The organism is Ferrovibrio sp. (genome assembly GCF_046297895.1).
Lineage (GTDB): Bacteria > Pseudomonadota > Alphaproteobacteria > Ferrovibrionales > Ferrovibrionaceae > Ferrovibrio.
In genome coordinates this window covers 58,272-80,162 of record NZ_JBKBHC010000005.1, presented here as the reverse complement: position 1 = coordinate 80,162, position 21,891 = coordinate 58,272, and the positions used below count along the sequence as shown (strand labels likewise).

The following is a 21,891-nucleotide window of genomic DNA, read 5'->3' as shown; positions in this document are numbered from 1 at the left end:
GATCGAAAAACCGGCGGGGACAAGCCCGCCGGCAGCAGAATTCGGGGAAATCAGCCCTGCGCTAGGCGCAGGGCGTCTGGATCAGGCCTCGTCGGCCTCGTCGGCCGCTTCGGGGCCTTCGTCGGCATCGGCTTCGTCGATCGACATACCCTCGGCAAGATCTTCGTTGTCCTGCTGCACGCCGGCCCACTCGCCGGACTGCATCAGGGCGGCCATGTTGTCCTCTTCCGGCTCGTCGACCTCGACATGCTTCTGCATGCCGCCGATCATGCGCTGACGCAGGCCTTCGATATCCACCGTTTCATCGGCGATTTCGCGCAGGGCAACCACCGGATTCTTGTCGTTGTCGCGATCCAGCGTCAGCGAGGCACCCGAAGAGATGGCACGGGCGCGCTGGGCGGCCAGCAGGACCAGCTCGAAACGGTTCGGGATCTTGATGACGCAATCTTCAACGGTGACGCGGGCCATGGTCTACCCTCGGTAAAATCGGCAGCGAAAGGCGGGAGCGCGCTTATTAAGGGCGATTCCCGGCGGTTGCAAGCCTTTATACAAGCAGAAAACGGACCCGAATCCCAAGAAAATCATTCTAACCTGTTGATTTTTATTGGATTTACTCCGGCAATCAGGGCATCTATCGCGACCCCGGTAACCGGATGACGCCAGTCCGGGGCGATTTCGCGCAGGGGCAGCAGGACGAACAGACGGTCCTGCATGCGGGGATGCGGCAGGAGCGGCCCGCCGCCCTCGCCGCTCATGCTCAGGCCGCGGTAGTCGATCAGGTCGAGGTCCAGCACGCGGGCCTCCCAGCGGGTCTGGCGCAGCCGGCCGAAGGCTTCCTCGACACGATGCAGCCTTTCCAGCAGCGCGGCTGGCGCCAGGCCGGTTCGGATCTCGATAACGCCGTTGACGAAGTCCGGCTGCTCCGAAACCGGCTGTGCCTCGGACTGCCACCATGAGGAGCGTTTCAGAATCCGAACACCCTCGCGGGCGAGAAACTGCACGGCAGCCTCAAGTGTCGCGCGTGGCGCACCATGCACCTCACTCGGGAGATTGGCGCCCAAGGCGATAAAGATGCCGGATCGATCTGTTGCCATAACTTTATTCTTGCCTTAGGCCTGTCCCCGAAGCACAAAGGGTTACATACGACGTTACAGTCATTGCACCGAAGTCTATAACAGCAAGGAATAGATCATGAAGTTCTATACTCAGGAGCGCGTCGCGCTCTTCATCGATGGCGCCAACTTATATTCCGCAGCGCGCAGCCTCGGCTTTGAAATCGACTACCGCCGCCTGCTCGAAAGCTTCCGCAAGGAATCGCATCTCGTCCGCGCCTTCTATTACACGGCACTGGTCGAGGATCAGGAATACTCGCCGCTTCGTCCCCTGATCGACTGGCTGGACTATAACGGATTCACCATGGTGACCAAGCCGGCCAAGGAATACACCGATGCCATGGGCCGCCGGAAGGTAAAAGGCAACATGGATATCGAACTGGCCATCGATGTGATGGAGATGGCGCCGCATATCGATCATGTCGTGCTGTTTTCCGGCGATGGCGATTTCCGCCGGCTGGTGGAGGCCGTGCAGCGCAAGGGCGTGCGCGTCAGCGTGGTCAGTTCCACCAAGACACAGCCGCCGATGGTGGCCGACGAATTGCGCCGTCAGGCCGATACCTTCATCGAGCTGCAGGACCTGATGCCCAAAATCATGCGCGATCAGGCCGCCCGCGATCAGTCGCGCACCGCCGGCGTCCATGCCACGTTGCGCACGGGTTCAAGCGCCCCGTCGAGCCCGGCCCAGGCGATGGACGATTTCGACGAGATCGACACGGCCGATCCGCGCAAGCACCTGCGCTGATCGACCGCCAGCCATCGATGCGTACCGTCATCCAGCCGGACCATGATTGTCCGCTTTGTCCGCGGCTGCTGGATTTTCGCACCGCCAACCGTAAGGCTTTTCCAAGCTTCTTCAACGGTCCGGTGCCATCCTGGGGCGATGGCGATCCTGCCCTGCTGGTGGTCGGCCTGGCTCCCGGCCTGAAGGGGGCCAACCGCACGGGGCGGCCCTTCACCGGCGATTATGCCGGCGACCTGCTATACAGCACGCTGATCAAATACGGCTTTGCCAAGGGCGCATTCAAGGCCGATCCGAATGACGGGCTGCAGCTCGTGCGCTGCCGCATCACCAATGCGGTAAAATGCGTGCCGCCGGAAAACAAGCCGACGCCGGCAGAAACAAAAATCTGCCGCAGCAGCTTTCTGGCACATGAAATCGCGGCGCTTGGCAACCTCAAGGCCATTCTGGCGCTTGGGCAGATCGCCCATATCGCCGTTCTGGATACGCTGAAGGTGAAGCGCGCCTCCGCGCCTTTCGGCCATGGTTCGGAACACCGGATGCCGAACGGCGCGATCCTGTTCTCCAGCTATCACTGTTCGCGCTACAATACCAACACCGGCCGCCTGACCGAGGCGATGTTCCACGCGGTGTTCGAGCGGATCGCCGCCGCCGTCTAGCCAGCGGCGGCGCCACGCCATCAGGCCTTCGGCTTCATCATCAGGGCGTTGAACCGGCGCTCGGGACGCGGGGTGATGGTGATTTCCCGCTTGCTGGCCATCTCGGCATTGGGATGGAAGACGGGGATGATCGCCTGGGCCTCGATCGACATCTCGATGGCCTGCTGCACGAGCTGCTTGCGCTTGACCGGATCCATTTCCGTCTGCGCTTTCTCGACAACCGTATCAATGGCTGGATCCGAGAACTTGGTCCGGTTGGCCGTGCCATAGCCGCCGCCGGGCGTATGCACCAGCACGCGTGGGCCGATGGAGGCATCCTCCGAGCCATACTGCGCCATGAAGGCGGAATATTCCTGCTTCGTCGCCTGGCTGAAAAACACCGTACCCGGCAGGGCCTCGACATGGACCTGCAGGCCAATGCGCGTCCAGGCCTGGCCAACCGCCTGGGCGATATCCTTGTCCTTGGGATAGCGGTCGTTCGTGGCATGCAGCGTGATCTTGAAACCGTTCTCGTAACCGGCTTCCTTCAGCAGCGCCTTGGCCCGGTCCAGATCGACCGCCTCCACTTTCAGCTTGGGGCTGGTGCCCTCGAACCGCGCCGGCAGAAACTGCGAGGCCGGCTCGCCCGATTTGTCGAGAATGCGGTCGACGATCAGCTGCCGGTTTATCGCCAGCGACAGGGCGCGGCGCACCCGGCGGTCTTTCAGCGGGTTGCCTTTCAGCGGTGGCTGTCCGTCCTTGGCCGAGATGAACGGGCTTTCATCGCGCACGGCATCCATGGCGATGTACTGCACGGTTGCGGCGGTGCCGCTAGCGGTGGTGAAACGCTTGTCCTCGCGAATGCGCGGCAGATCGATGGTCGGGATCTCGTCGATGGCATCGAGATCTCCCGACAGCAGCCCGGCGATACGGCCGGCATCGCTCTTGATCACCCGCTCGGTGACCCGCGCCCAGGGCTGCGCCGGCCCCCAGTATAGCGGGTTGCGATCCAGCACCAGATACTGGCTGTTCACCCACTCCGCCACCTTGTAGGGGCCGGTGCCGATGGCGGCCGTGCCGGAATTGAAATCCGCCGTGCTCGCGCCGACGAATTTCTTGGAGATGATGAATACGCGGGCCAGATCGTTGGGCAGGCTTGGGGTCGGCGCGTCGGTCCGGAAACGGATGCGGTGATCGCTCAGCTTTTCGCTGGACACAATGGCTCGCGTAAAGAAAGTGAAGGGATTCGGGCTATTCGGCACCTTCGGCACGCGTTCCAGCGTTGCGATCACGTCATCTGCCGTGAAGGGCGACCCATCGTGAAATTTCACATTCTGCCGCAGATCGAATTCCCACGTCTTGTCGTCGATACTGCGCCATGCCGTGGCCAGAGCGGGGCGCAGACGAAGCTGTTCGTCATAGGACAGCAGGGCGTCGAATATGGTGCTATGCGACGAGCCCTGCGGAAAGCCATTGAAGAAATGAGGATCGAGCGTATTCAGTTCCAGCTTGGTGCCGATCCGAAGCTGCAAAGCGGTCTGCGCGGAGCCCCGCGAGGCAAAACCGCCTGATGCCAGAGCCACAAAGCTTCCGCCCATGAACAGGCGCCGCGATACGATCATCATCCCCTCAATCCTTTTCATATGAGTCCATCCCCGCCATTATTGGGCGTCGCAGGGAGTCGGGTGTCAACACATGATGCGGTCTGAAACCATAACGTCCGGTAATACGCCTTCCAGAACGCCGCGCATCGCGGTGGGCGGATTCATGCTGGAAAGCAACGGACATGCGCCGGTTTCCACCCGCGAGGAGTTTGCTGCCAACGTTCTGCTGGAGGGCGAAGCGCTGCTCGCCGACCTGGCCAGCGCCAATCCGCGTTGTCCGACCACCCTGACCGGATTCACTGCTGCCATGAACGCCGATGGCCCATGGGACTGCGTTCCCCTGATCATGGCGGCCGTGGGCGCGTCGGGACCGGTCGAGCAGTCCTTTTTCGACTGGGTGATCGAACGCCTGCGCCTGCATCTGCGCAATGCCGGACCGCTGGATGGCGTTTTCCTGTCGCAGCATGGCGCCGCAACCGCTACCGGCGACATCGACCCTGATGGCACTGTCTTTCGCGCGGTGCGCGAGATCGTCGGGCCGGACGTGCCGGTCGTTGCCACGCTTGACCTGCATGCCAATGTCAGCCAGGCCATGGTGGATGCCGCCGACGTGCTGGTTGCCTATCGTTGCAATCCGCATACCGACATGCCGGACCGCGGCGCCGACTGCGCCCGTCACCTGCGCGCCATGCTGGCTGGAATGAAGCCGCATGCCGCTTTCGTCAAGCTGCCGTTCATCCCCCCTTCCACCAGCCAGAACACCAAATCGGGACCTTATGCCGATGTCATCGCATACGGTCAGTCGCGGGTCGGGAACGGCGTGATCGACGTTTCGGTGTCCTCGGGATTCACCCTGGGCGACACCCCGAAGAACGGCATGTCGGTGATCGCCACTGCGACGGACCCTGCCAGGGCCAGCGCCGTAGCCCGCGAGGTGGCCGTCTATGCCTGGTCGCAACGCCGGCGCTTCATCGCCAACCTTGCGCCGCTAGCAGAGGCGACGGCCATGGCACAGGCCTGCGGCACCGATACGGGCAGGCCGGCATTGCTGTTCGCGGATGTGGCCGACAATCCGGGCGGCGGCGGTCGCGGCAATACTGCCTATATCCTTTCTGCTTTTCACAAGGCCGGCGTAAAGGGCTGCGCCATCGGTCCGGTCTTCGATCCGGAACTGACGGCCGAGGCGCATCGGCTGGGCATGGGGGCCACTTTCGAGGCCCGGTTCAATCGCAGCGAAACCACCACCTTCTCCGAAGCCTTCACGGCACCCGGCAAAGTGGTTGCGCTCAGCGATGGCCGTTTTGTCGGCCGACGCGGCATGGCCGCAGGCCGCACCCTGAATGTCGGCCCTTCTGCGGTGATCGCGGTTGGTGGCATCCAGGTGGTGGTGACCACCATACGGCACCAGGCGCTGGACCCGATGTATTTCGAAAGCTTCGGGATCGATATCGGCAGACTGCGCAGTCTGGTGGTCAAGTCGCGCGGCCATTTCCGCGCTGCTTTCGATGAGTTCTTTCCGGATGATCGCATCATCGAGGTGGACGTACCCGGCCTGACCACGCCGGTATTGCAGAACGTGCCCTGGCGCCAGGTGCCGCGTCCGATCTATCCACTCGATCCGGATATGGAATGGTCGCCGGACTGAACCTGGATCAACCGTAGCGTTCTTCCTTCCAGGGATCGCCAGTATTGTGATAACCGCGCACTTCCCAGTAGCCGGGTGCTTCGCGGTCCAGGAAGGCGATATGCTTGATCCATTTCGCCGACTTCCAGAAATAGAATTTCGGCATCACAATGCGCACGGGTCCGCCATGCTCGCGCGTCAGCGGTGCACCTTCCCAGGAATGTGCCAGCAACACGTCGGACGCAGAAAACATCTCGAGCGTCACGTTCGTGGCATAGCCATCGTAGGATTGGAATACGATATGACGCGCATCGGGATGCGGCTTTACCAGCTTGAGGAAATCAGTCGCCAGCACGCCGCTCCACCGGTTGTCATACCGCGACCAGGCGGTGACGCAATGGATGTCAGATACGGTGTCGGTCTGCGGCAGGTCGAGAAAATCATTCCAGGTCAGCTTGACCGGGTTTCGCACCAGCCCACCGACAGTCAGCTGCCAGCGATCAAGCAGGATGTTCGGCTGCACGCCCAGATCAAGCACCGGCCAGTCGCGCACCAGCCTCTGACCCGGCGGCAGGCGCCGCTGGTTCGGCGCCGAGGTTTCGCCGGTCAGCAGGCGGCCATCTTTCGCCCATTGCTGCTTGGAGGCGATCAGCTTGTCCTTGATCTGGCCGAGCAGGCCCGGCTTGTACTCGTCGCTCATCGCTGCCTCCCGAAGGGTTCCGCGATCACTCCCTGCCCTTGTTTCGCATCAAGCGTTGCTTTTCGCGATCCCAATCGCGGGATTTCTCGGTCTCGCGCTTGTCGTGCAGTTTTTTGCCTCGGGCAAGCGCGATCTTGACCTTGGCCCTGCCACGCTCGTTGAAATATATGCTCAAGGGAACCAAAGTCACGCCGCCACGTTTCAGGGCGCCGATCAACTTGTCGATTTCCTTGTGCTTTAGCAGCAGTTTGCGCTGTCGCCGCGGCTCATGATTGAAGCGGTTCGCTCCGGCATATTCCGGGATATGCGAATTGATCAGCCATATCTCGCCGCCCTGCTCCGCCGCATAGGCATCCTGGATACTGGCGCGTCCGCCGCGCAGGCTTTTCACCTCCGATCCGACCAGCACGATGCCGGCATCGAAAGTGTCGTCCAGATGATAATCGAAACGCGCACGGCGGTTATCGGCCACCGTGCGCGGTTGCTGGGCCATGAAGGGTTACTTCTTCTTTTTCTTCGCCGTCGCCTTGCCAGCCTTCTGCTTTGGACCGACTAGGCCTAGCTGCTTGACCAGCGCCTTGACGCGATCAGTGGTCGCCTTGCTGGGGGGCACCATTGGCATGCGCAACTCGGCAGAGCAGATGCCCAGCAATTCGGCTGCATACTTCACCGGACCGGGGCTGGTCTCGGCGAACAATGCCTTGTGCAGCGGCATCAGCTTTTCCTGGATCGCCAGCGCCTTGGCCTGATCGCCGGCCAGGCTGGCCTCCTGCATCTGCGAGACCAGCTTTGGCGCGATGTTGCCGGTAACGGAAATACAGCCGGTGCCACCATGGGCGTTGAAGGCGATCGCGGTCGTGTCGTCGCCGTCGAGCTGGCAGAATTTCGGGCCCGAGGCGATGCGCTGCAGCAGCGGACGCTCGATATTGCCGGTGGCATCCTTCACGCCACGGATGCGCGGCAGCTTGGACAAAGCCGCCATGGTCTCCACCGACATGTCGATCACGCAGCGGGGCGGGATGTTGTAGATGAAGATCGGGATTTTCGTGGCGTCGTGAATGGCCTTGTAATGGGCATACAGGCCAGCCTGTGTCGGCTTGTTGTAATACGGCGTCACGATCAGGGCGGCATCGGCGCCGGCTTCCTGGGCATGCCTGGTCAGCTCGATCGCTTCGTCGGTCGAATTGGAACCCGTGCCGGCCATGACCGGAACACGGCCATGCGCGGCCTCGATGCAGATCTCGACCACACGCTTGTGCTCGTCATGGCTCAGGGTGGGGGATTCGCCGGTGGTGCCGACCGGCACCAGGCCATGCGTGCCCTGGGCAATCTGCCACTCGACGAAGTCGCCGAATGCTTTCTCGTCCACCTTCCCCTTCCGGAACGGGGTGATCAGTGCGACGAACGAGCCCTTGAACATGATGGTTCCTTTACCTTTGCGCGTTACGAAATGGATCAGACGCGACCTTACCCGCGCCGGCAGGCGCCATCAAGGGCAAGCCGCGCTTTTGCCCGGCCGCGCAGCCTGTTATCATGTGTTTGGATTTACGGAAGATTCGCCGTGTCGCAGCATTGTATCGATTGTCCCTCCCGGCGCTGGCGCCAGCCGTTCGGCCTGGCATTGCTGGCCGGTCTTGCGTTGTGCTGGGTGCTGCCGGCCGAGGCCAGCCAGCCGACCCCGGAAACCAAGCCGGCGGCCGAATTGATATCCACCACCACTTCTGCCCCGCTGCCCGCCAGCAAGCCCCGGCGCGGCACCCCTCCGGCACGGCCGGAGCAGACCCAGCTCCCGGCCCAGCAGACCCTGCTGAGCGCGGCGGACCGCGAGATTGGCCGCAAGGCCATGCAGGAAGCCGAGGCCGGACGTTTCGACGCCGCCAGGCGCATCGCGGCGACGGCCCGCGATCCCCTGATCCCGCAACTGGTGCGCTGGCTCTGGCTTCAGGCCCCCAATAGCGGCGCCTCCTTCGAGGAGATTGCCAGCTTCATCGACAGCAAACCTGACTGGCCGGCGCGTGAAGCCCTGCTGCGCCGGGCCGAAGAGGCCATGAACGGCTCGACCGGGGATGGCCGTGTCATCGCCTGGTTCGATGCCCATCCGCCGGAAACCGGCCTGGGGCTGCTGCGGCTGGGCGAGGCGTTGCTGCGGCTGGGCCGCGAGGCCGATGCCTTTCCGGTGATGCGGCGGGCCTGGGTAGATGGCAACCTTGCGCTGCGGGATGAAAAAACACTCTGGACCGAATTCGGCAGCCGCTTCTCGAATGCCGACAATGCAGCCCGCACGGACCGCCTTTTGTGGGACGGCAACATCGAGGCAGCGCGCCGGATGCTGCCGAGGCTGGACAGCGACTCCCGGCGCCTGGCAGAAGCCCGCATCGCACTGGCCGGCAATGTTGCCGGGGCCGAAAAGCTGGTTGCCGGGCTGCCGGCCCATCTGCGCGAAGACGGTGGCCTGGCCTATGACCGGCTGCGCTGGCAGCGCAAGCGGGGCATGGACGAAGGGGTGGAGACTTTGCTCCACAACGCGCCGGACGATCTGGGCCGGGCGGAGAAATGGTGGACCGAGCGGCATCTCCGCGCCCGCAAGGCCATGGCCGAAGGCCGCATCTCGGAAGCCTACCGGCTGGCGGCCGGCCACGGGCTGAAGGATGGCAGCGCGCTCGCCGAGGCCGAGTGGCTGGCCGGCTGGATCGCGCTGCGCCTGCTGCAGGAGCCGCAGGCCGCACTGAAGCATTTCAGCAAACTGCAGGACAGCGTGCGCTATCCCGTCAGCCTGTCACGGGCCGGCTATTGGCTCGGACGCACCCATGACGCCCTGGGCAACGCGGATCTGGCGCGGCGCTCTTACGAGGATGCGGCGCGGCACAGCACCACCTTCTACGGCCAGCTCGCGGCCCATGTCATCGACCCAGGGGCGCCCCTCAACCTTCCCGACACGACACAGCCCGGCGCGGAAGTCGCCCGGCATTTCGAGCGTCGCGAAGTGGTGCGCGCCGCCCGCCTGCTGGTCGAACTGGACCAGGAAGATCGCCTGCGCCCGTTCATCCTGCGGCTGGTCCATACCGCCGACACGCCGGAGGAGCACAAGCTGGTGGCCCAGTTGGCGCGGAACCTGCGGCGCGTGGACCTGGCCGTGATGGCAAGCAAACGCTCGGCGCGCCAGAACATCATCCTGGTGCGCGAGAGCTATCCGCTCGTTGAACCGATGCTCCATGTCCGTCAGCCGGAAACCGCCCTGGTGCTGGCCCTGTCGCGCCAGGAGAGCGAGTTCAACCAGTTCGCCGTGTCGCCGGCAGGTGCGCGCGGCCTGATGCAGCTTATGCCCGCCACGGCCCAGGGCGTGGCCAAGGAGATCAAGGCCGGCTATCAGCTTACCAGCCTCACCAACGATGCTGGCTACAACGTGCGGCTGGGAACGCACTACCTGAACGGCCTATTGCAGAACTGGAGTAACAACTACGTCCTGGCCCTGGCGGCCTATAACGCCGGCGAAGGCCGAGTGCGCCGCTGGATCCGAGATTGGGGCGATCCGCGCCTGTCGCATGTCGACGTAATCGACTGGATCGAGCTGATCCCCTTCACCGAGACCCGGAACTATGTCCAGCGGGTGCTGGAAGGGGTTCAGATATATCGCGCTCTGCTGGGCAGCAAGCCGGCCAACCTGGATCGTATGTATGTCGACATGCGCGGCACGGCGCAGCAGGCCTGCAATGGCGGCGATTGCTGAAGTGGCGCGGCCTGCCGCGGCGATCAGGGCCTGCATATTCGATGCCTACGGCACCCTGTTCGATGTGAATGCCGCCGCCCGCGCCATGGCCGGCGAACTCGGCGCCGACTGGCAGCCGCTGGCCAACGCCTGGCGCAGCAAGCAACTCAACTATTCCTGGCTGCGCAGCCTGATGGGGGCGCATGCCGATTTCTGGCAGGTCACCGCGGATGCACTGGACTTCGCGCTGGATGAACGCGGACTGAACCGGCCCGACCTGCGCCGGCGTCTGCTCGACCTGTATTATAACCTGGCCTGCTATCCGGAAGTGCCAGACATGCTGCGACGGCTCAAGCAGGCGGGGCTGATCACGGGCATTCTTTCCAACGGTGCGCCAGCGATGTTGCAGGCTGCCTGCGCATCCTCGGGTATCGCCGGCCTGATCGACCACTGCATGTCGGTGGAGGAAGTCGGCATCTACAAGCCCGATCCCCGCGTCTACCGCCTGGTCACCGAGCGATTGAATCTGCCGGCCCAGGCCGTTGCTTTCCACAGCAGCAACGGTTGGGACATCCACGCCGGAAAACGCGCCGGTTTCTATGCGATCTGGATCAACCGTACGGGCCAGCCCGCGGAACGCCTGCCCAACCCGCCCGACGTCACGCTCGACAGCCTGGACGACGTTCCGGCAATCCTCGGAGCGGCATGAGCGCCGACGGCTTCACCGAGCGCTATTTCCATGCGCAGGACGATCTTCGCCTGTATTTTCGCGACTACGGCCCCCGTAACGCTGCCCGCCTGCCCCTGCTCTGCCTGCCCGGCCTTACCCGCAACGCCAGGGACTTCCACGACTTCGCCATGCGGCAGGCCCAGGACCGGCGCGTGATCTGTTTCGATTTCCGCGGCCGGGGCCGTTCGGCCTATGACCCGACCCCGTCGAACTACCAGCCGACGGTTTACCTGAGCGACCTGCAGCACTTGCTGGCCGTGACACATCTGCATCGCGTGATCGTGCTGGGAACGTCGATGGGCGGGATCATGGCCATGGCGATGGCGGCCGCGATGCCGACCGTACTGGCCGGCGTGATACTCAACGATGTCGGGCCTGATGTGAGCGAAGTTGGCCGTCAGCGCATCGCCGGCTACATCGGCAATCCGGTTCATGCCCCCGACCATCAAACCGCCATGGCAATCCTGCGGAAGACCTATGGACCAGCCTATCCGAAACTGGACGATGCAGGTTGGATGCGGATCACGCGGGCGACCTTTACCGAGGATACCGCACGCGGCGGCCTGCGGCTGGATTACGACCTGAACATTGCCGTGGCCCTGCGCGAGCAGGCCAAACAGCCCCTGCCCGATCTCTGGCCACTGTTTCGCGGCTTGCGCCATGTGCCGGTGCTGGCCCTGCGCGGGACGCTATCGGATATCCTGACGGCCGAAACCCTGATCCGCATGAAACGGGAGCATGCCGGCATGGCGACCGTTACCGTGCCGGACGTTGGCCATGTGCCGCAACTGGACGAACCAGAAGCAGCGACGGCGATCGATGCCTTTCTTGCCGGGCTGTAGAGCCGTGCCTGCCATGCTATAAACCGTCCCTGTCCAGAGTCCGGAGACCATCGTCATGAACGCCCCAGCCAAACTGCCGCCACTGCCCACCGTGGGCGATGTCGAGGACGCCGCCAAATGTCTGCGGGGTATCGCCGTGCAGACGCCGCTGCTGGAAAACCGCTTCCTGAATGAAAAGCTCGGCGGCCGGCTGCTGATCAAGGCCGAGCCGCTGCAGGTAACCGGGTCATTCAAATTCCGCGGCGCCTACAACCGGATCAGCCGCCTGGATGCCGAAGAACGCAAGCGCGGTATCGTCGCTTTCTCGTCCGGCAATCATGCCCAGGCTGCAGCCTGGGCCGCCAGACTGTGCAACACCCCCGCCGTGATCGTGATGCCGAGCGACGCGCCGGCGATCAAGATCGCCAATACCCGCGCCTATGGCGCCGAAGTCGTTCTCTACGACCGATACAAGGAGGACCGGGAAGCCATCGGCCGCCGCTACTGCGATGAACGCGGCATGACACTGGTGCCGCCGTTCAATGATCCCTTCATCATCGCCGGTCAGGGCACCATCGGTCTGGAAATCGCCGCGCAATGCGCCGAACGCGATATCGTGCCCGATGCGGTGCTGGCGCCGGCCTCAGGCGGCGGTCTGATCTCGGGCATTGCCCTTGCCATCAAGGATCGGCTTCCCCCCACCGAGGTCTATTGCGCCGAACCCGATCAGTTCGACGACATCGATCTGTCCCTTAAGGCCGGAAAGATCATGAGCCATGCCGGCAAGGGCAATACTTTCTGCGATGCCCTGATGGCTCCGCATCCGGGCGATATCACTTTCGGCGTGATGAGCGCCTGCCTTAACGGCGCCGTCTCGGCCACCGATGTCGAAGTGGAAACCGCCATGGCCACTGCCTTCCACTATTTCAAGCTGGTGATCGAGCCGGGCGGTGCCGCGGCGCTGGCCAGCGTTCTGAATGGCAGAGTGACGTGCGCTAACCGCACGGTAATCGCGGTGGCATCGGGCGGAAATGTTGACTCGTCGCTCTACTCCGCCATCATCAGCCGCACGCCGCCGGTTTGAGCAGAATCAGAGCCGCGGCCCGTTCCACTCGGCCGAGAGACCTTAGGGAGAGACACATGACCGAGGCATTCATCTGCGACGCCATACGCACGCCCGTTGGACGTTACGGTGGCGCTCTGTCCGGCGTAAGGGCCGACGACCTGGGCGCAGTACCGATCAAGGCCCTGATGCAACGCAACCCCGCCGTCGACTGGGGTGCCGTCGATGACGTGATTTTTGGCTGCGCCAACCAGGCCGGCGAGGACAATCGCAACGTCGCTCGCATGGCTCTGTTGCTGGCCGGCCTGCCAGAGAAAGTACCCGGCGCCACGGTGAACCGTCTCTGCGGTTCCGGCCTGGAAGCCGCCAGCGCAGCCGCACGTGGCGTTAAGACCGGCGAACTTGATCTGACCATTGCCGGCGGCGTGGAGAGCATGAGCCGCGCACCATTCGTGATGGCAAAAGCTGAAAGTGCATTTTCGCGCACGGTCGACATCCACGACACCACCATCGGCTGGCGTTTCGTCAACAAGCTGATGAAGCAGAAATATGGCGTCGATTCCATGCCGGAAACGGCCGAGAATGTCGCCGAGCAATTTGGCATCAGCCGCGCCGACCAGGACGCCTTCGCCCTGCGCAGCCAGCAGCGCGCGCTGAATGCCATTAAGCTGGGATTGTTTGAAGCCGAGATCACGTCGGTAACGATCCCCAGTCGCAAAGGCGATCCGGTGGTCGTGGACAGGGACGAGCATCCACGCGACACCTCCATTGAGGCTCTGGCCAAATTGCCCACGCCGTTCCGCCAGGGCGGCACGGTCACGGCCGGGAATGCTTCGGGCGTGAACGACGGCGCGGCCGCCCTGATCATCGCTTCGGAATCGGCGGCAAAGAAACACGGCCTGACGCCGCGTGGACGTATTGTAGCCACGGCCACTGCCGGCGTGCCACCCCGCATCATGGGCATCGGTCCGGTCCCAGCCACGGAAAAGGTACTGGCGAAGGCAGGCCTTAGCATCCGCGACATGGATGTGATCGAATTGAACGAGGCCTTTGCCGCCCAGGCCCTGGCCGTACTGCGCGAACTGAAAGTCCCAGATGATGCGACCTACGTGAACCCGAATGGCGGCGCCATCGCCATCGGCCACCCGCTCGGCATGAGCGGCGCGCGATTGATCACCACGGCGCTGAATCATCTGGAACGGACCGGCGGCCGCTATGGCCTGTGCACCATGTGCATCGGTGTCGGCCAGGGCATTGCGATGGTGATCGAGCGGGTCTGACCGGACCCCAAAAGAAAAGAAAAAAGGCGGGTACCGACCCGCCTTTTTTTGTGCTTCAGATCTTGTAACCGATACGAAAACCGCCCCAGTGCCGCCCCTGGATTATGATCGGGGCGGACATGTCCTTCATCAGCACGAAAACACCGCCGCCCATGTCGCGCCGGTAGCATTGCAGCAGATAGTGCTTTTCATTGCGGCCGCAGGCCAGTCCGACCGGATCGTTGAAGATACGGCGATTGCGCGAGTTCGCGGCATTCCACACCGGATCGCTGCCCTGCGGCTGGCAGTATTTGAGGTTATGCGTCGGCAGGAACCCGTTACGGTCGACGGCTGCGCAGAAGGCGATGGATGCATTCGATTCCAGCAGCGGTTCCTGGATCTTCGGCAGATGCGTATCGGTGAATTTGACGAAACGCGTCATGAACTGCTGCGGATTGGTGCCCTTGATGGGCGCATAATTCTCGTCGAAGAAATCCTCCATGCTCATCTCGCCGCGCGCGATGGCGTCTTCAAACATAGCGCTGATCTCGGCCGCAGCCCGCTTGGCAGCCAACAGGAAGGGTCGATCGGCGGTAGTGGTGACAAACCCGATCTGTGTTGCCAGGTTGGCCACTTGCTGGTCGATATCCTGAATGGCAGCGCCAGTACGCTGTACAACGGATAGATAGCCGCGAGTTGCCGCATTCATGTCGGTGATGGCATGCGTCACGCCATTGACGCGGCTGGACTGATCCGTACTGGCCTGCTCGATTTCGCCGAGTTGCTGACCCATCGAATCAATCGCCTCGACGATGCGGTTCAGCACCGTTCCAGTCTCGCTGACCAGCGTAACGCCAGATTTTACCTTGTCGTCGGATTGCTTGATGATGGCGCCGATGTCTTTCGATGCATTGGCGGAACGCTGGGCGAGCGCGCGCACTTCCTGCGCGACGACGGCAAACCCCTTCCCGGCTTCGCCGGCGCGGGCAGCCTCCACGCTGGCATTCAGTGCGAGGAGGTTGGTCTGGAACGCGATTTCGTTGATCAGCGAGGTGATTTCCGAGATGCGGTGAGACATCTCGGCCATCTCGTTCATCGCATCAATCGAGCGGCGCACAACCTGTACGCCACTCTGGGCAGCCGCGCGCGCTTCGTCGGCGCGCTGGTTGGCGCGCTTGGCAGCAGCTTCATTGGCGCGGGCGGCCTCGCTAAGAGACGCCGCGTCGGCCGCCGTACGATCCAGGCTGGTGGATTGCGCCTCGGCGCTTTCCGCCAGCCCCTTGGCTTCGCGGGTCAGTTGCACCGTTGCGGCCGAGATTGTGTTGGCTGCCTGAACGATGGTGCCGATCACATTACCAAGACGTTCGATGGCCTGTTCAACGCCATTGTGCATGACCGCGAAATCGCCGCCGCGGCTGTTCGGGATCCCTTCCGACAGATCACCTTCCGCCATGCGGGCAAACAGGTCTTTGAGATCGCCGACAACCGAATCCAGGGTCTCGGCCATGCCGTTGAAATGTTCGGCCAGACGGTGCGCGGCTTCCTCGCCATCATGGTCGGAAACCCGCTGGTGAAGGACACCTTTGCCGATCGAGCCGCAAAGCGCAGCCATTTCATCCAGAACGGCGGTATCGGCCCGGCGGATGCGGTCGAGTTCCGCTTCCAGCTCGGCAATGCGGTCATCCAGTGCCTGGCGCCGCTTCTCGTCCTCGTTCCACTGGCCAGCCAGTTGCCTGATCTGAGCCGGCAGATTCTCGCCAACCGCAAATTTGGGAAAATTATCCAGCGCCTTCAGTAAATTAGATTGACCTGCCGAGAGCGAGGCCACAAAGACGACGCCGATCACGAGCACAACAACAGCCGCCACCAAACCGTATTCGGCGCCGGCCATACCGCTCCCGCTGGCGCTCCACATCCATCCGGCCGCCAGAACGAGCAATGCCAAGATTGCCAATCCAAGCCGAAGCCCCATTGGCAGGCTGGTCAGAACTCGCATACTCCCTCCCCCGGTACATTACGCTACATCATCAGTACTCTGCGCGATTTGTTTTCAAGTCTTTTCGATCATACCGCGCTTTCGAGAGTTTAACGCAAACACCGGGACCTTGTGGAAGAGAGGGTTGTCAACTTTCTATACCGTTCCACACGACTTTAGTCGAAAGACGCGGTCCAAAATGTACCTCAAGTTGCGGAATTTGCTTCATCATCCCGTCATATAGCGGCGGTACGCATCTGTGTCGGACGAATCAGAGCCGTCCTATCAGGAGACCCGCATGACCAGCCCCACCTTCGACGGCCGCAGCCGGAGCGAAGCATTTGAAGACTCCCAGGATATTGGCATCAACGATAGCCCCAACCCCACCATTTCCGAGGTAGTGCGACAGCGCTATGGCCGCCGTGACGTACTGAAGGGCCTGCTGGCCGGCAGTGCAGCCGGCATCGCCCTGGGCAGCGGACTACCGTTGGCGGCCTCCGCCGCCGCTCAGAATTCTCCCCGGGCCTCCACTGGAGGCTTCACTTTCACAGAAATCTCCCATGGCGTCGATGGCCGCCATCATGTCGCCCCGGGTTACGATGCGGATATCCTGATCCGGTGGGGCGATCCCGTCACCTCCGATGCGCCGGCCTTCAATGTGCGCGCGCAAAGCGCTGCCGCGCAGGCCAAGCAGTTCGGCTACAACAACGATTTCATCGGCTACATGCCCTTGCCGCTCGGGAGCCGGAACTCAGACCGCGGCCTGCTGTTCGTGAACCACGAATATACCAGCGAGGAAGTGATGTTCCCCGGCATCGGCCGCCAGGACAGCAAGGACAAGCTGTTCAAGGATATGACCAGGCCATTGGTGGAAATAGAGATGGCGGCCCATGGCGCCAGCATTATCGAAGTCCAGAAGAATGCCGACGGAAAATGGAGCCTGGTCGGCGGCAGCCCCTATGCCCGCCGCATCGATGCTCTCAGCAGCGTCTGCGAGATAACCGGCCCCGCCGCCGGCCATGCCCGCCTGAAGACCAAGGCCGATCCGAGCGGGCGCCGCGTCATCGGCATGCTGAACAACTGCGCCGGCGGATTGACCCCCTGGGGCACGGTCCTGACGGCGGAAGAAAATTTCCATGGTTATTTTGGCGGCAAACTGGAAGCCGGACACCCTGAGGAGCGCAACCACAAGCGATATGAGGTGCCAGGCAACTGGTATAACTGGGGCCAGTATTACGACCGTTTCGACGTGGCCAAAGAGCCGAACGAGGCAAACCGTTTCGGATGGATGGTCGAGGTCGATCCCTACGACCCCAGATCAGTCCCCAAAAAACGCACGGCGCTGGGCCGCTTCAAGCATGAAGGCGCTGCTGTCGTGCTGAACAGCGACGGGCGCGTGGTGCTGTATTCCGGTGACGATGAGCGCTTTGAATATGTTTACAAGTTTGTCACGGCGAAGCGGTTCAATCCGAATGATCGCAGGGCAAACCTGAATCTGCTCGACGAGGGAACGTTGTATGTTGCGCGATACAACGCGGATGGCTCGGCGGACTGGCTGCCGCTGGTGCATGGCCAGGGCCCGCTCACGGCTGCCAATGGCTTCAACAGCCAGGCCGATATCCTGATCGAGACCCGCCGGGCCGCAGATCTGCTCGGCGCGACCAAGATGGACAGGCCGGAGGATATCGAGGCCCATCCTGCCAATGGCCGCGTCTACGTGATGCTGACCAACAACACCCGCCGCAAGGCTGATCAGGTGGATGCCGCCAATCCGCGGGCCTCGAACGAGTGGGGCCAGGTGGTGGAAATGCAGGTCTCCAATGGGGACCATGCGGGCGCCAAGTGCCAGTGGACGCTCCTGCTGCAGGCCGGCAATCCGGCGGATCCCAGGGTGGCTGGCAAATTCCATCCCGCCACCAGCAAAAACGGCTGGTTTGCCTGTCCCGATAATGCCGCCATCGACCCCCAGGGCCGGCTTTGGATCACGACCGATCAGGGCGAAGCCTGGGAAAAGGCCAGCGGCACGGCGGATGGCGTGTGGGCCGTCGAAACCGAAGGGCCAAACCGCGGCCTGTCCAAGATGTTCTTCCGGGTTCCTGTTGGGGCCGAAATGTGCGGCCCATGCTTTACTCCGGACGGCAAGACGCTCTTTGTTGCGGTGCAGCATCCCGCAACCGATGGAGGCGAGAAGTTCACCAAGAGCGGAAAAGGCTCGACCTTCGAAGATCCAGCCACCCGCTGGCCCGATTTTCTGCCTGACATGCCGCCTCGTCCCTCCGTCGTCGTCATCACCAAGACGGACGGCGGCCTGATCGGGTCGTGATCATGCCTTCCGGCCGGCCGGCTCATCCTGGCCGGCCGGGACGGGCATATACAGGCCAGCGAGAGACCGATATAACCGCTTCTGCCCGCCCAGCGGGAATACTCAGTCTGCCAAAAGGCGGACAGGTCGTAGAGCGATGGCCAAGGGACTCAACAAGCCGCGTTTCATCAAGGCGCCGCAGGATCTGCGTCAGAAGGCGGTGAATTTCACCACTGGCCTGGAACTGACGCTGACCGATGACGTTCGCGCCAAGATCGACTCCGTCATCGCCGACAATGCCGACGAGTTCTCCAAGGAAATCCTGAACAACCTGCGGGAAATGCGGATTCAGGTTAAGGCGGCGGAAGACGATCCGCTGTCGCGGATTTTCATCATGGAAACCATCTCCGAGCTGGCCTTCGACATCAAGGGAATGGGAGGCACCTTCGGTTATCCGCTGCTGAGCCAGCTGGCCAAATCGCTGAAGGACTTCATCGCCAAGCTGGGCATTCCAAACGAGGCCCAGCTCGAGGTGATCAGCATCCATATCGACGCCATGTATGTCGTTCTGGCCCAGGGCATCCATAAGCCCTCGGCGAAAATGGAAAAGGACTTGCTGGAAAACCTGCGGGCGGCGGTGGACAAGGTGAAGGACATGGCCTGACCATTCCATCCGGCGCCTGCCAATTACCTTTCGCTAACCTTTTGCCGTCAGTCTGCCTTCCATGAATTCCGATGCTGAAATCTGGCGCGCCGCGCGCGATCTGATCGCCGATTATGGTCCGCGTCGGGCCGAAACCCATGCCACCAAGGTTCTGGCAGAGATGACCCTGGGCGGAGATTTTGCCGGCACGCTGGTCTGGCGACGCATCCTTCGCGCGGTAAAGGGCTTGAATGCCGGGGACGACAAATCCGCCGGCGCCGGTCTGCCGCAGCGGCGGCGCTGACCTAGTTCTTCCTGTCGTTCAGCACCACAGGCAGTCCGCGCGCACCCTCGATAAGCGCGCCCCGGAAATCCGCATCCGTCATGTTGGTATACATCAGGTTGGCATCGCGCAGGTCGGAACAGATCAACCTGGCGCCATGCAGGTTGGCATTCGAGAGATTGGCCGCGCGCAGATCGGCACCGTTCAGATTTGCCTGAGCCAGATGCATGCGTGACAGATACCAGCCAGCCATGATCGCACGGCGTCCGGTGTGACCGTCCGACTCGATCCAGGCCTGATGATCGCGGAGAACCTGCTCGACCACCTCGGGCGAGATTTCCTGTGGCAGCTTGGCGCCGGTGCCCTGCAATTCGCGCAGCATGTCTGGAGGAAAATCCGCCAGATTGAAATTGGCATCATGCAGCTTGGCGTTCTTGAACTGCACCTTATGCAGCGTGGAATACGAGAAGTCGGCGCCTTCCAGGTCAGCATTATCGAGGATGGCACCGTCAAGAATGGCGCCCACGAAAGAGGCGCCCAACAGCTTGGCCTGGGTCAGGTTGGTATTGTGCAATGTGGTGTCTTTCAGAGACACCACTCCGCCCTTGCCATGCGGCGGAACCGGAGGATCGGTCATCGGCCGCATGTCGGCGTTCTCAAAGCGCGTGCCCTTCAGGATCGCCCGCGACAGGTCGGCGCCACGCAGATTGGCCCAGATGAAACGCGAATTCGTGAGGTCGGCGCCGGAAAAGTCGCAGCCCGTCAATACGGCCTGGCTGAAATCGGAATTGCGGAGGTCGGCGCAATAGAAGCGGCAGCTGCGGAACACGGTGCGCTGCAGGTTCATGCCGACCAGTTTGATACCGGTGAGATCGGCGCCCACGAGGGTGAGCTGCTTGCCGCGCGTGAGCTTGCCCAGTTTACCGGACAGGAACTCGCCATGGGCCTTGATCTGATCGTAGAGATCATCCGGCCAGGGGGCATGGGTGGCGCCGCTGCTCATGTCTCCATCCACTGCACGCCCCACAATGAAACCGAGGCGCATTCATCCTTGCACTAAATGTGTGAGGCTAGCGGCTGTAATTCAAGAAAGTCTTAACGAGTCGTTGCCAGCTGGGCCCGATAGGTCGCGGCCAGGCGGGCGTAATGAGCCGCTGTTTCCCGGATATTCCGCAATTCATCCGTATCGAGACGACGCATCAGCCTGGCCGGCCGGCCGGCCCAAAGCTCGCCAGCAGCAATCCGCTTGCCCGGCGTCAGCAGGGCCCCAGCGGCCAGCATGCCTTCGCCCTCGATGACACAGCCATCCATTACCGTGGCCTGCATGCCGACAAAGGAATGATCTTCCAGGATGCATCCATGGATCAGGGCCATATGGCCTACCGTTACGCCGGAGCCGATCACGGTGCCGAATTTCGCCCGCGTGACATGCACGACGGAGCCGTCCTGGATATTGGTGTCGGCTCCCACCCGGATGCTGTTCACGTCGCCGCGCAGGACGCAGCCAAACCAGATCGAACTGCGGGCGCCGATCTCGGTGTCGCCGATCACGGTCGCATTCGGCGCGACGAAGGCATCCGGCGCAATCACCGGATGCCGGTCGCCGAAAGGCAGCACCCAGCTCACGGGAACAGGGCGATCTGATCCAGGCCCATGGTTTCCGGAAGGCCGTACATAACGTTGAAATTCTGTACGGCCTGGCCACTGGCACCCTTCATCAGGTTGTCAATGACCGAAAAGAGCATTGCGCGGCCCTTCACCCGATCCGCGAACACGCCGATATGGCAGGCATTGGTGCCACGCACATGCCGCGTCTGCGGTGCCACGCCCTGGGATGTGACCTGGACGAAGGGCTCGTCTGCATAGCGCTGCAACAGAGTCGCCCGCAGATCGTCGGCCGTGACGCCGGGCTTGAGCTTCACATAGATGCTCGACAGCATACCCCGGTTCATCGGCATCAGGTGCGGGGTGAAATTGACCACGATCGGCCGGCCGACGGTCTCGGACAGGATCTGCTCGATCTCGGGGCCATGCCGATGCGAACCAATGCCATAGGCATGGGTGCCTTCCGCCGCCTCGCAATACAGCGACCCTTCCTTGAGCGCCCGACCCGCGCCTGACACGCCGGATTTGGCGTCGATCACGATATCGTCGGGATCGATCTGGCCAGCGGCCAGAAGCGGCATCAGCGGCAGCTGGGCCGAGGTGGGGTAGCAGCCCGGGTTGGCCACCAGCCGGGCCCTGGCCACATCCGAGCGATACATCTCGGTCAGGCCATAGACCGCCTCTTCCTGAAGCTTTGGTGCCCGGTGCTCATGACCGTACCATTTGGCGTACTCCGCCAGATCCCGTAGCCGGAAATCAGCCGACAGGTCGACGATCTTCAGATGCGTGGGCAGGCCCGCGATCACTTCCTGGGTGGTGCCGTGCGGCAGGGCGCAGAACACGGCATCCACGCCGCTCCAGTCGACCTCCTGGATGGTCACCAGCTTGGGCAGTCCCATGCCCAGGAATTGCGGGAAGACCGTTTCGATCCCCTCGCCGGCTTTCCGGTCGGCGGTCAGGGCGACCACGCGGACGCGCGGGTGGCGCAGCAGGACGCGGAGAAGCTCCGCCCCCGTGTAACCGCTGGCACCCAAAATCGCGACCCTGATGGCGTCCATGGCCATACCGACCTCCTGAAAAACAA

Annotated in this window: 21 protein-coding genes; 11 read left to right on the top strand and 10 right to left on the bottom strand. The window is 62.6% G+C overall.

From position 1 onward, the window contains the following. Positions 1-81: 81 nt before the first annotated feature. Both rpoZ and folK read right to left on the bottom strand, forming a co-directional pair. A complete protein-coding gene (gene rpoZ, locus ACK4FK_RS09515) occupies positions 82-468 on the bottom strand; it encodes a DNA-directed RNA polymerase subunit omega (protein ID WP_409744410.1) in 387 nt (128 codons plus the stop codon). Positions 469-581: 113 nt separating this feature from the next. Beyond that, positions 582-1,094: a 2-amino-4-hydroxy-6-hydroxymethyldihydropteridine diphosphokinase gene (gene folK / locus ACK4FK_RS09510; RefSeq protein ID WP_409744407.1), complete on the bottom strand. Its 513-nt coding sequence runs from the start codon at positions 1,092-1,094 to the stop codon at positions 582-584. Between the two features lie 97 nt (positions 1,095-1,191). Between folK and ACK4FK_RS09505 the strand changes: the two genes are divergently transcribed. After that, positions 1,192-1,857 (top strand): NYN domain-containing protein, encoded by a 666-nt coding sequence (locus tag ACK4FK_RS09505; RefSeq protein ID WP_409744404.1) that lies wholly within the window; start codon positions 1,192-1,194, stop codon positions 1,855-1,857. Between the two features lie 17 nt (positions 1,858-1,874). Beyond that, positions 1,875-2,513 (top strand): uracil-DNA glycosylase, encoded by a 639-nt coding sequence (locus tag ACK4FK_RS09500; RefSeq protein WP_409744401.1) that lies wholly within the window; start codon positions 1,875-1,877, stop codon positions 2,511-2,513. Between the two features lie 20 nt (positions 2,514-2,533). Here the strand turns inward: ACK4FK_RS09500 and ACK4FK_RS09495 are convergent, their stop codons facing one another. Beyond that, on the bottom strand, positions 2,534-4,117 hold the full coding sequence (locus tag ACK4FK_RS09495) for an ABC transporter substrate-binding protein (protein WP_409744398.1): 1,584 nt from the start codon (positions 4,115-4,117) through the stop codon (positions 2,534-2,536). Between the two features lie 70 nt (positions 4,118-4,187). Between ACK4FK_RS09495 and ACK4FK_RS09490 the strand changes: the two genes are divergently transcribed. After that, positions 4,188-5,741: a M81 family metallopeptidase gene (locus tag ACK4FK_RS09490; RefSeq protein WP_409744396.1), complete on the top strand. Its 1,554-nt coding sequence runs from the start codon at positions 4,188-4,190 to the stop codon at positions 5,739-5,741. Between the two features lie 7 nt (positions 5,742-5,748). Here the strand turns inward: ACK4FK_RS09490 and ACK4FK_RS09485 are convergent, their stop codons facing one another. Genes ACK4FK_RS09485 through dapA form a run of 3 tightly spaced genes read right to left on the bottom strand, consistent with a single transcriptional unit; the run spans position 5,749 to position 7,840 of the window. After that, positions 5,749-6,420: a sulfite oxidase-like oxidoreductase gene (locus ACK4FK_RS09485; RefSeq protein WP_409744393.1), complete on the bottom strand. Its 672-nt coding sequence runs from the start codon at positions 6,418-6,420 to the stop codon at positions 5,749-5,751. 25 nt (positions 6,421-6,445) lie between these two features. Further along, the gene (gene smpB, locus ACK4FK_RS09480) at positions 6,446-6,913 is read right to left on the bottom strand and encodes an SsrA-binding protein SmpB (protein WP_409744391.1); all 468 of its coding nucleotides are present in this window, start codon (positions 6,911-6,913) and stop codon (positions 6,446-6,448) included. 6 nt (positions 6,914-6,919) lie between these two features. Beyond that, positions 6,920-7,840, bottom strand: coding sequence for a 4-hydroxy-tetrahydrodipicolinate synthase (dapA, locus tag ACK4FK_RS09475; RefSeq protein ID WP_409744387.1), 921 nt, complete (start codon positions 7,838-7,840; stop codon positions 6,920-6,922). Positions 7,841-7,981: 141 nt separating this feature from the next. Between dapA and ACK4FK_RS09470 the strand changes: the two genes are divergently transcribed. From ACK4FK_RS09470 to pcaF, 5 genes are read left to right on the top strand one after another with little or no spacing between them, the layout of a single operon-like run. Further along, positions 7,982-10,147: a transglycosylase SLT domain-containing protein gene (locus ACK4FK_RS09470; RefSeq protein WP_409744383.1), complete on the top strand. Its 2,166-nt coding sequence runs from the start codon at positions 7,982-7,984 to the stop codon at positions 10,145-10,147. Continuing rightward, entirely contained in the window at positions 10,131-10,835 is a 705-nt protein-coding gene (locus ACK4FK_RS09465) for a haloacid dehalogenase type II (protein ID WP_409744380.1), read from the top strand. Before ACK4FK_RS09470 ends, ACK4FK_RS09465 begins: the two co-directional genes overlap by 17 nt. After that, complete coding sequence (locus ACK4FK_RS09460; protein WP_409744377.1) at positions 10,832-11,698, top strand: alpha/beta fold hydrolase; 867 nt, start codon at positions 10,832-10,834, stop codon at positions 11,696-11,698. Before ACK4FK_RS09465 ends, ACK4FK_RS09460 begins: the two co-directional genes overlap by 4 nt. A 55-nt stretch (positions 11,699-11,753) precedes the next feature. After that, on the top strand, positions 11,754-12,761 hold the full coding sequence (locus tag ACK4FK_RS09455) for a threonine/serine dehydratase (RefSeq protein ID WP_409744375.1): 1,008 nt from the start codon (positions 11,754-11,756) through the stop codon (positions 12,759-12,761). 56 nt (positions 12,762-12,817) lie between these two features. Continuing rightward, positions 12,818-14,020 carry a 3-oxoadipyl-CoA thiolase gene (pcaF, locus tag ACK4FK_RS09450; RefSeq protein WP_409744372.1) on the top strand — a complete coding sequence of 401 codons (1,203 nt, stop codon included), beginning with the start codon at positions 12,818-12,820 and terminating at the stop codon, positions 14,018-14,020. Between the two features lie 55 nt (positions 14,021-14,075). Here the strand turns inward: pcaF and ACK4FK_RS09445 are convergent, their stop codons facing one another. Further along, complete coding sequence (locus tag ACK4FK_RS09445; protein WP_409744370.1) at positions 14,076-15,944, bottom strand: methyl-accepting chemotaxis protein; 1,869 nt, start codon at positions 15,942-15,944, stop codon at positions 14,076-14,078. Positions 15,945-16,272: 328 nt separating this feature from the next. Here ACK4FK_RS09445 and ACK4FK_RS09440 point away from each other — a divergent pair, with 328 nt between their 5' ends. From ACK4FK_RS09440 to ACK4FK_RS09430, 3 genes are all read left to right on the top strand, one after another. Then, the gene (locus ACK4FK_RS09440) at positions 16,273-18,297 is read left to right on the top strand and encodes a PhoX family protein (RefSeq protein WP_409744367.1); all 2,025 of its coding nucleotides are present in this window, start codon (positions 16,273-16,275) and stop codon (positions 18,295-18,297) included. Between the two features lie 136 nt (positions 18,298-18,433). Next, positions 18,434-18,940 (top strand): hypothetical protein, encoded by a 507-nt coding sequence (locus tag ACK4FK_RS09435; protein WP_409744364.1) that lies wholly within the window; start codon positions 18,434-18,436, stop codon positions 18,938-18,940. A gap of 61 nt (positions 18,941-19,001) precedes the next feature. Further along, complete coding sequence (locus tag ACK4FK_RS09430; protein WP_409744362.1) at positions 19,002-19,223, top strand: hypothetical protein; 222 nt, start codon at positions 19,002-19,004, stop codon at positions 19,221-19,223. Position 19,224: 1 nt separating this feature from the next. On the opposite strand, the gene ACK4FK_RS09425 is transcribed toward ACK4FK_RS09430, so the two are convergent. The 3 genes from ACK4FK_RS09425 to argC all read right to left on the bottom strand — a co-directional run bounded on the left by ACK4FK_RS09425 (position 19,225) and on the right by argC (position 21,865). Next, complete coding sequence (locus ACK4FK_RS09425) at positions 19,225-20,205, bottom strand: pentapeptide repeat-containing protein (protein WP_409744359.1); 981 nt, start codon at positions 20,203-20,205, stop codon at positions 19,225-19,227. 92 nt (positions 20,206-20,297) lie between these two features. Further along, positions 20,298-20,828, bottom strand: a complete 531-nt coding sequence (locus ACK4FK_RS09420; RefSeq protein ID WP_409744356.1) for a gamma carbonic anhydrase family protein — start codon at positions 20,826-20,828, stop codon at positions 20,298-20,300. Beyond that, positions 20,825-21,865, bottom strand: coding sequence for an N-acetyl-gamma-glutamyl-phosphate reductase (gene argC / locus ACK4FK_RS09415; RefSeq protein WP_409745013.1), 1,041 nt, complete (start codon positions 21,863-21,865; stop codon positions 20,825-20,827). The genes ACK4FK_RS09420 and argC overlap by 4 nt, the downstream gene beginning before the upstream one ends. Positions 21,866-21,891 lie beyond the last annotated feature (26 nt).

Coding starts and splice junctions, on each gene's coding strand:
- rpoZ (WP_409744410.1), bottom strand. CDS start 468: ATGGCCCGCGTCACCGTTGAAGATTGCGTCATCAAGATCCCGAACCGT.
- folK (WP_409744407.1), bottom strand. CDS start 1,094: ATGGCAACAGATCGATCCGGCATCTTTATCGCCTTGGGCGCCAATCTC.
- ACK4FK_RS09505 (WP_409744404.1), top strand. CDS start 1,192: ATGAAGTTCTATACTCAGGAGCGCGTCGCGCTCTTCATCGATGGCGCC.
- ACK4FK_RS09500 (WP_409744401.1), top strand. CDS start 1,875: ATGCGTACCGTCATCCAGCCGGACCATGATTGTCCGCTTTGTCCGCGG.
- ACK4FK_RS09495 (WP_409744398.1), bottom strand. CDS start 4,117: ATGATGATCGTATCGCGGCGCCTGTTCATGGGCGGAAGCTTTGTGGCT.
- ACK4FK_RS09490 (WP_409744396.1), top strand. CDS start 4,188: ATGATGCGGTCTGAAACCATAACGTCCGGTAATACGCCTTCCAGAACG.
- ACK4FK_RS09485 (WP_409744393.1), bottom strand. CDS start 6,420: ATGAGCGACGAGTACAAGCCGGGCCTGCTCGGCCAGATCAAGGACAAG.
- smpB (WP_409744391.1), bottom strand. CDS start 6,913: ATGGCCCAGCAACCGCGCACGGTGGCCGATAACCGCCGTGCGCGTTTC.
- dapA (WP_409744387.1), bottom strand. CDS start 7,840: ATGTTCAAGGGCTCGTTCGTCGCACTGATCACCCCGTTCCGGAAGGGG.
- ACK4FK_RS09465 (WP_409744380.1), top strand. CDS start 10,131: ATGGCGGCGATTGCTGAAGTGGCGCGGCCTGCCGCGGCGATCAGGGCC.
- ACK4FK_RS09460 (WP_409744377.1), top strand. CDS start 10,832: ATGAGCGCCGACGGCTTCACCGAGCGCTATTTCCATGCGCAGGACGAT.
- ACK4FK_RS09455 (WP_409744375.1), top strand. CDS start 11,754: ATGAACGCCCCAGCCAAACTGCCGCCACTGCCCACCGTGGGCGATGTC.
- pcaF (WP_409744372.1), top strand. CDS start 12,818: ATGACCGAGGCATTCATCTGCGACGCCATACGCACGCCCGTTGGACGT.
- ACK4FK_RS09440 (WP_409744367.1), top strand. CDS start 16,273: ATGACCAGCCCCACCTTCGACGGCCGCAGCCGGAGCGAAGCATTTGAA.
- ACK4FK_RS09435 (WP_409744364.1), top strand. CDS start 18,434: ATGGCCAAGGGACTCAACAAGCCGCGTTTCATCAAGGCGCCGCAGGAT.
- ACK4FK_RS09430 (WP_409744362.1), top strand. CDS start 19,002: ATGAATTCCGATGCTGAAATCTGGCGCGCCGCGCGCGATCTGATCGCC.
- ACK4FK_RS09425 (WP_409744359.1), bottom strand. CDS start 20,205: ATGAGCAGCGGCGCCACCCATGCCCCCTGGCCGGATGATCTCTACGAT.
- argC (WP_409745013.1), bottom strand. CDS start 21,865: ATGGACGCCATCAGGGTCGCGATTTTGGGTGCCAGCGGTTACACGGGG.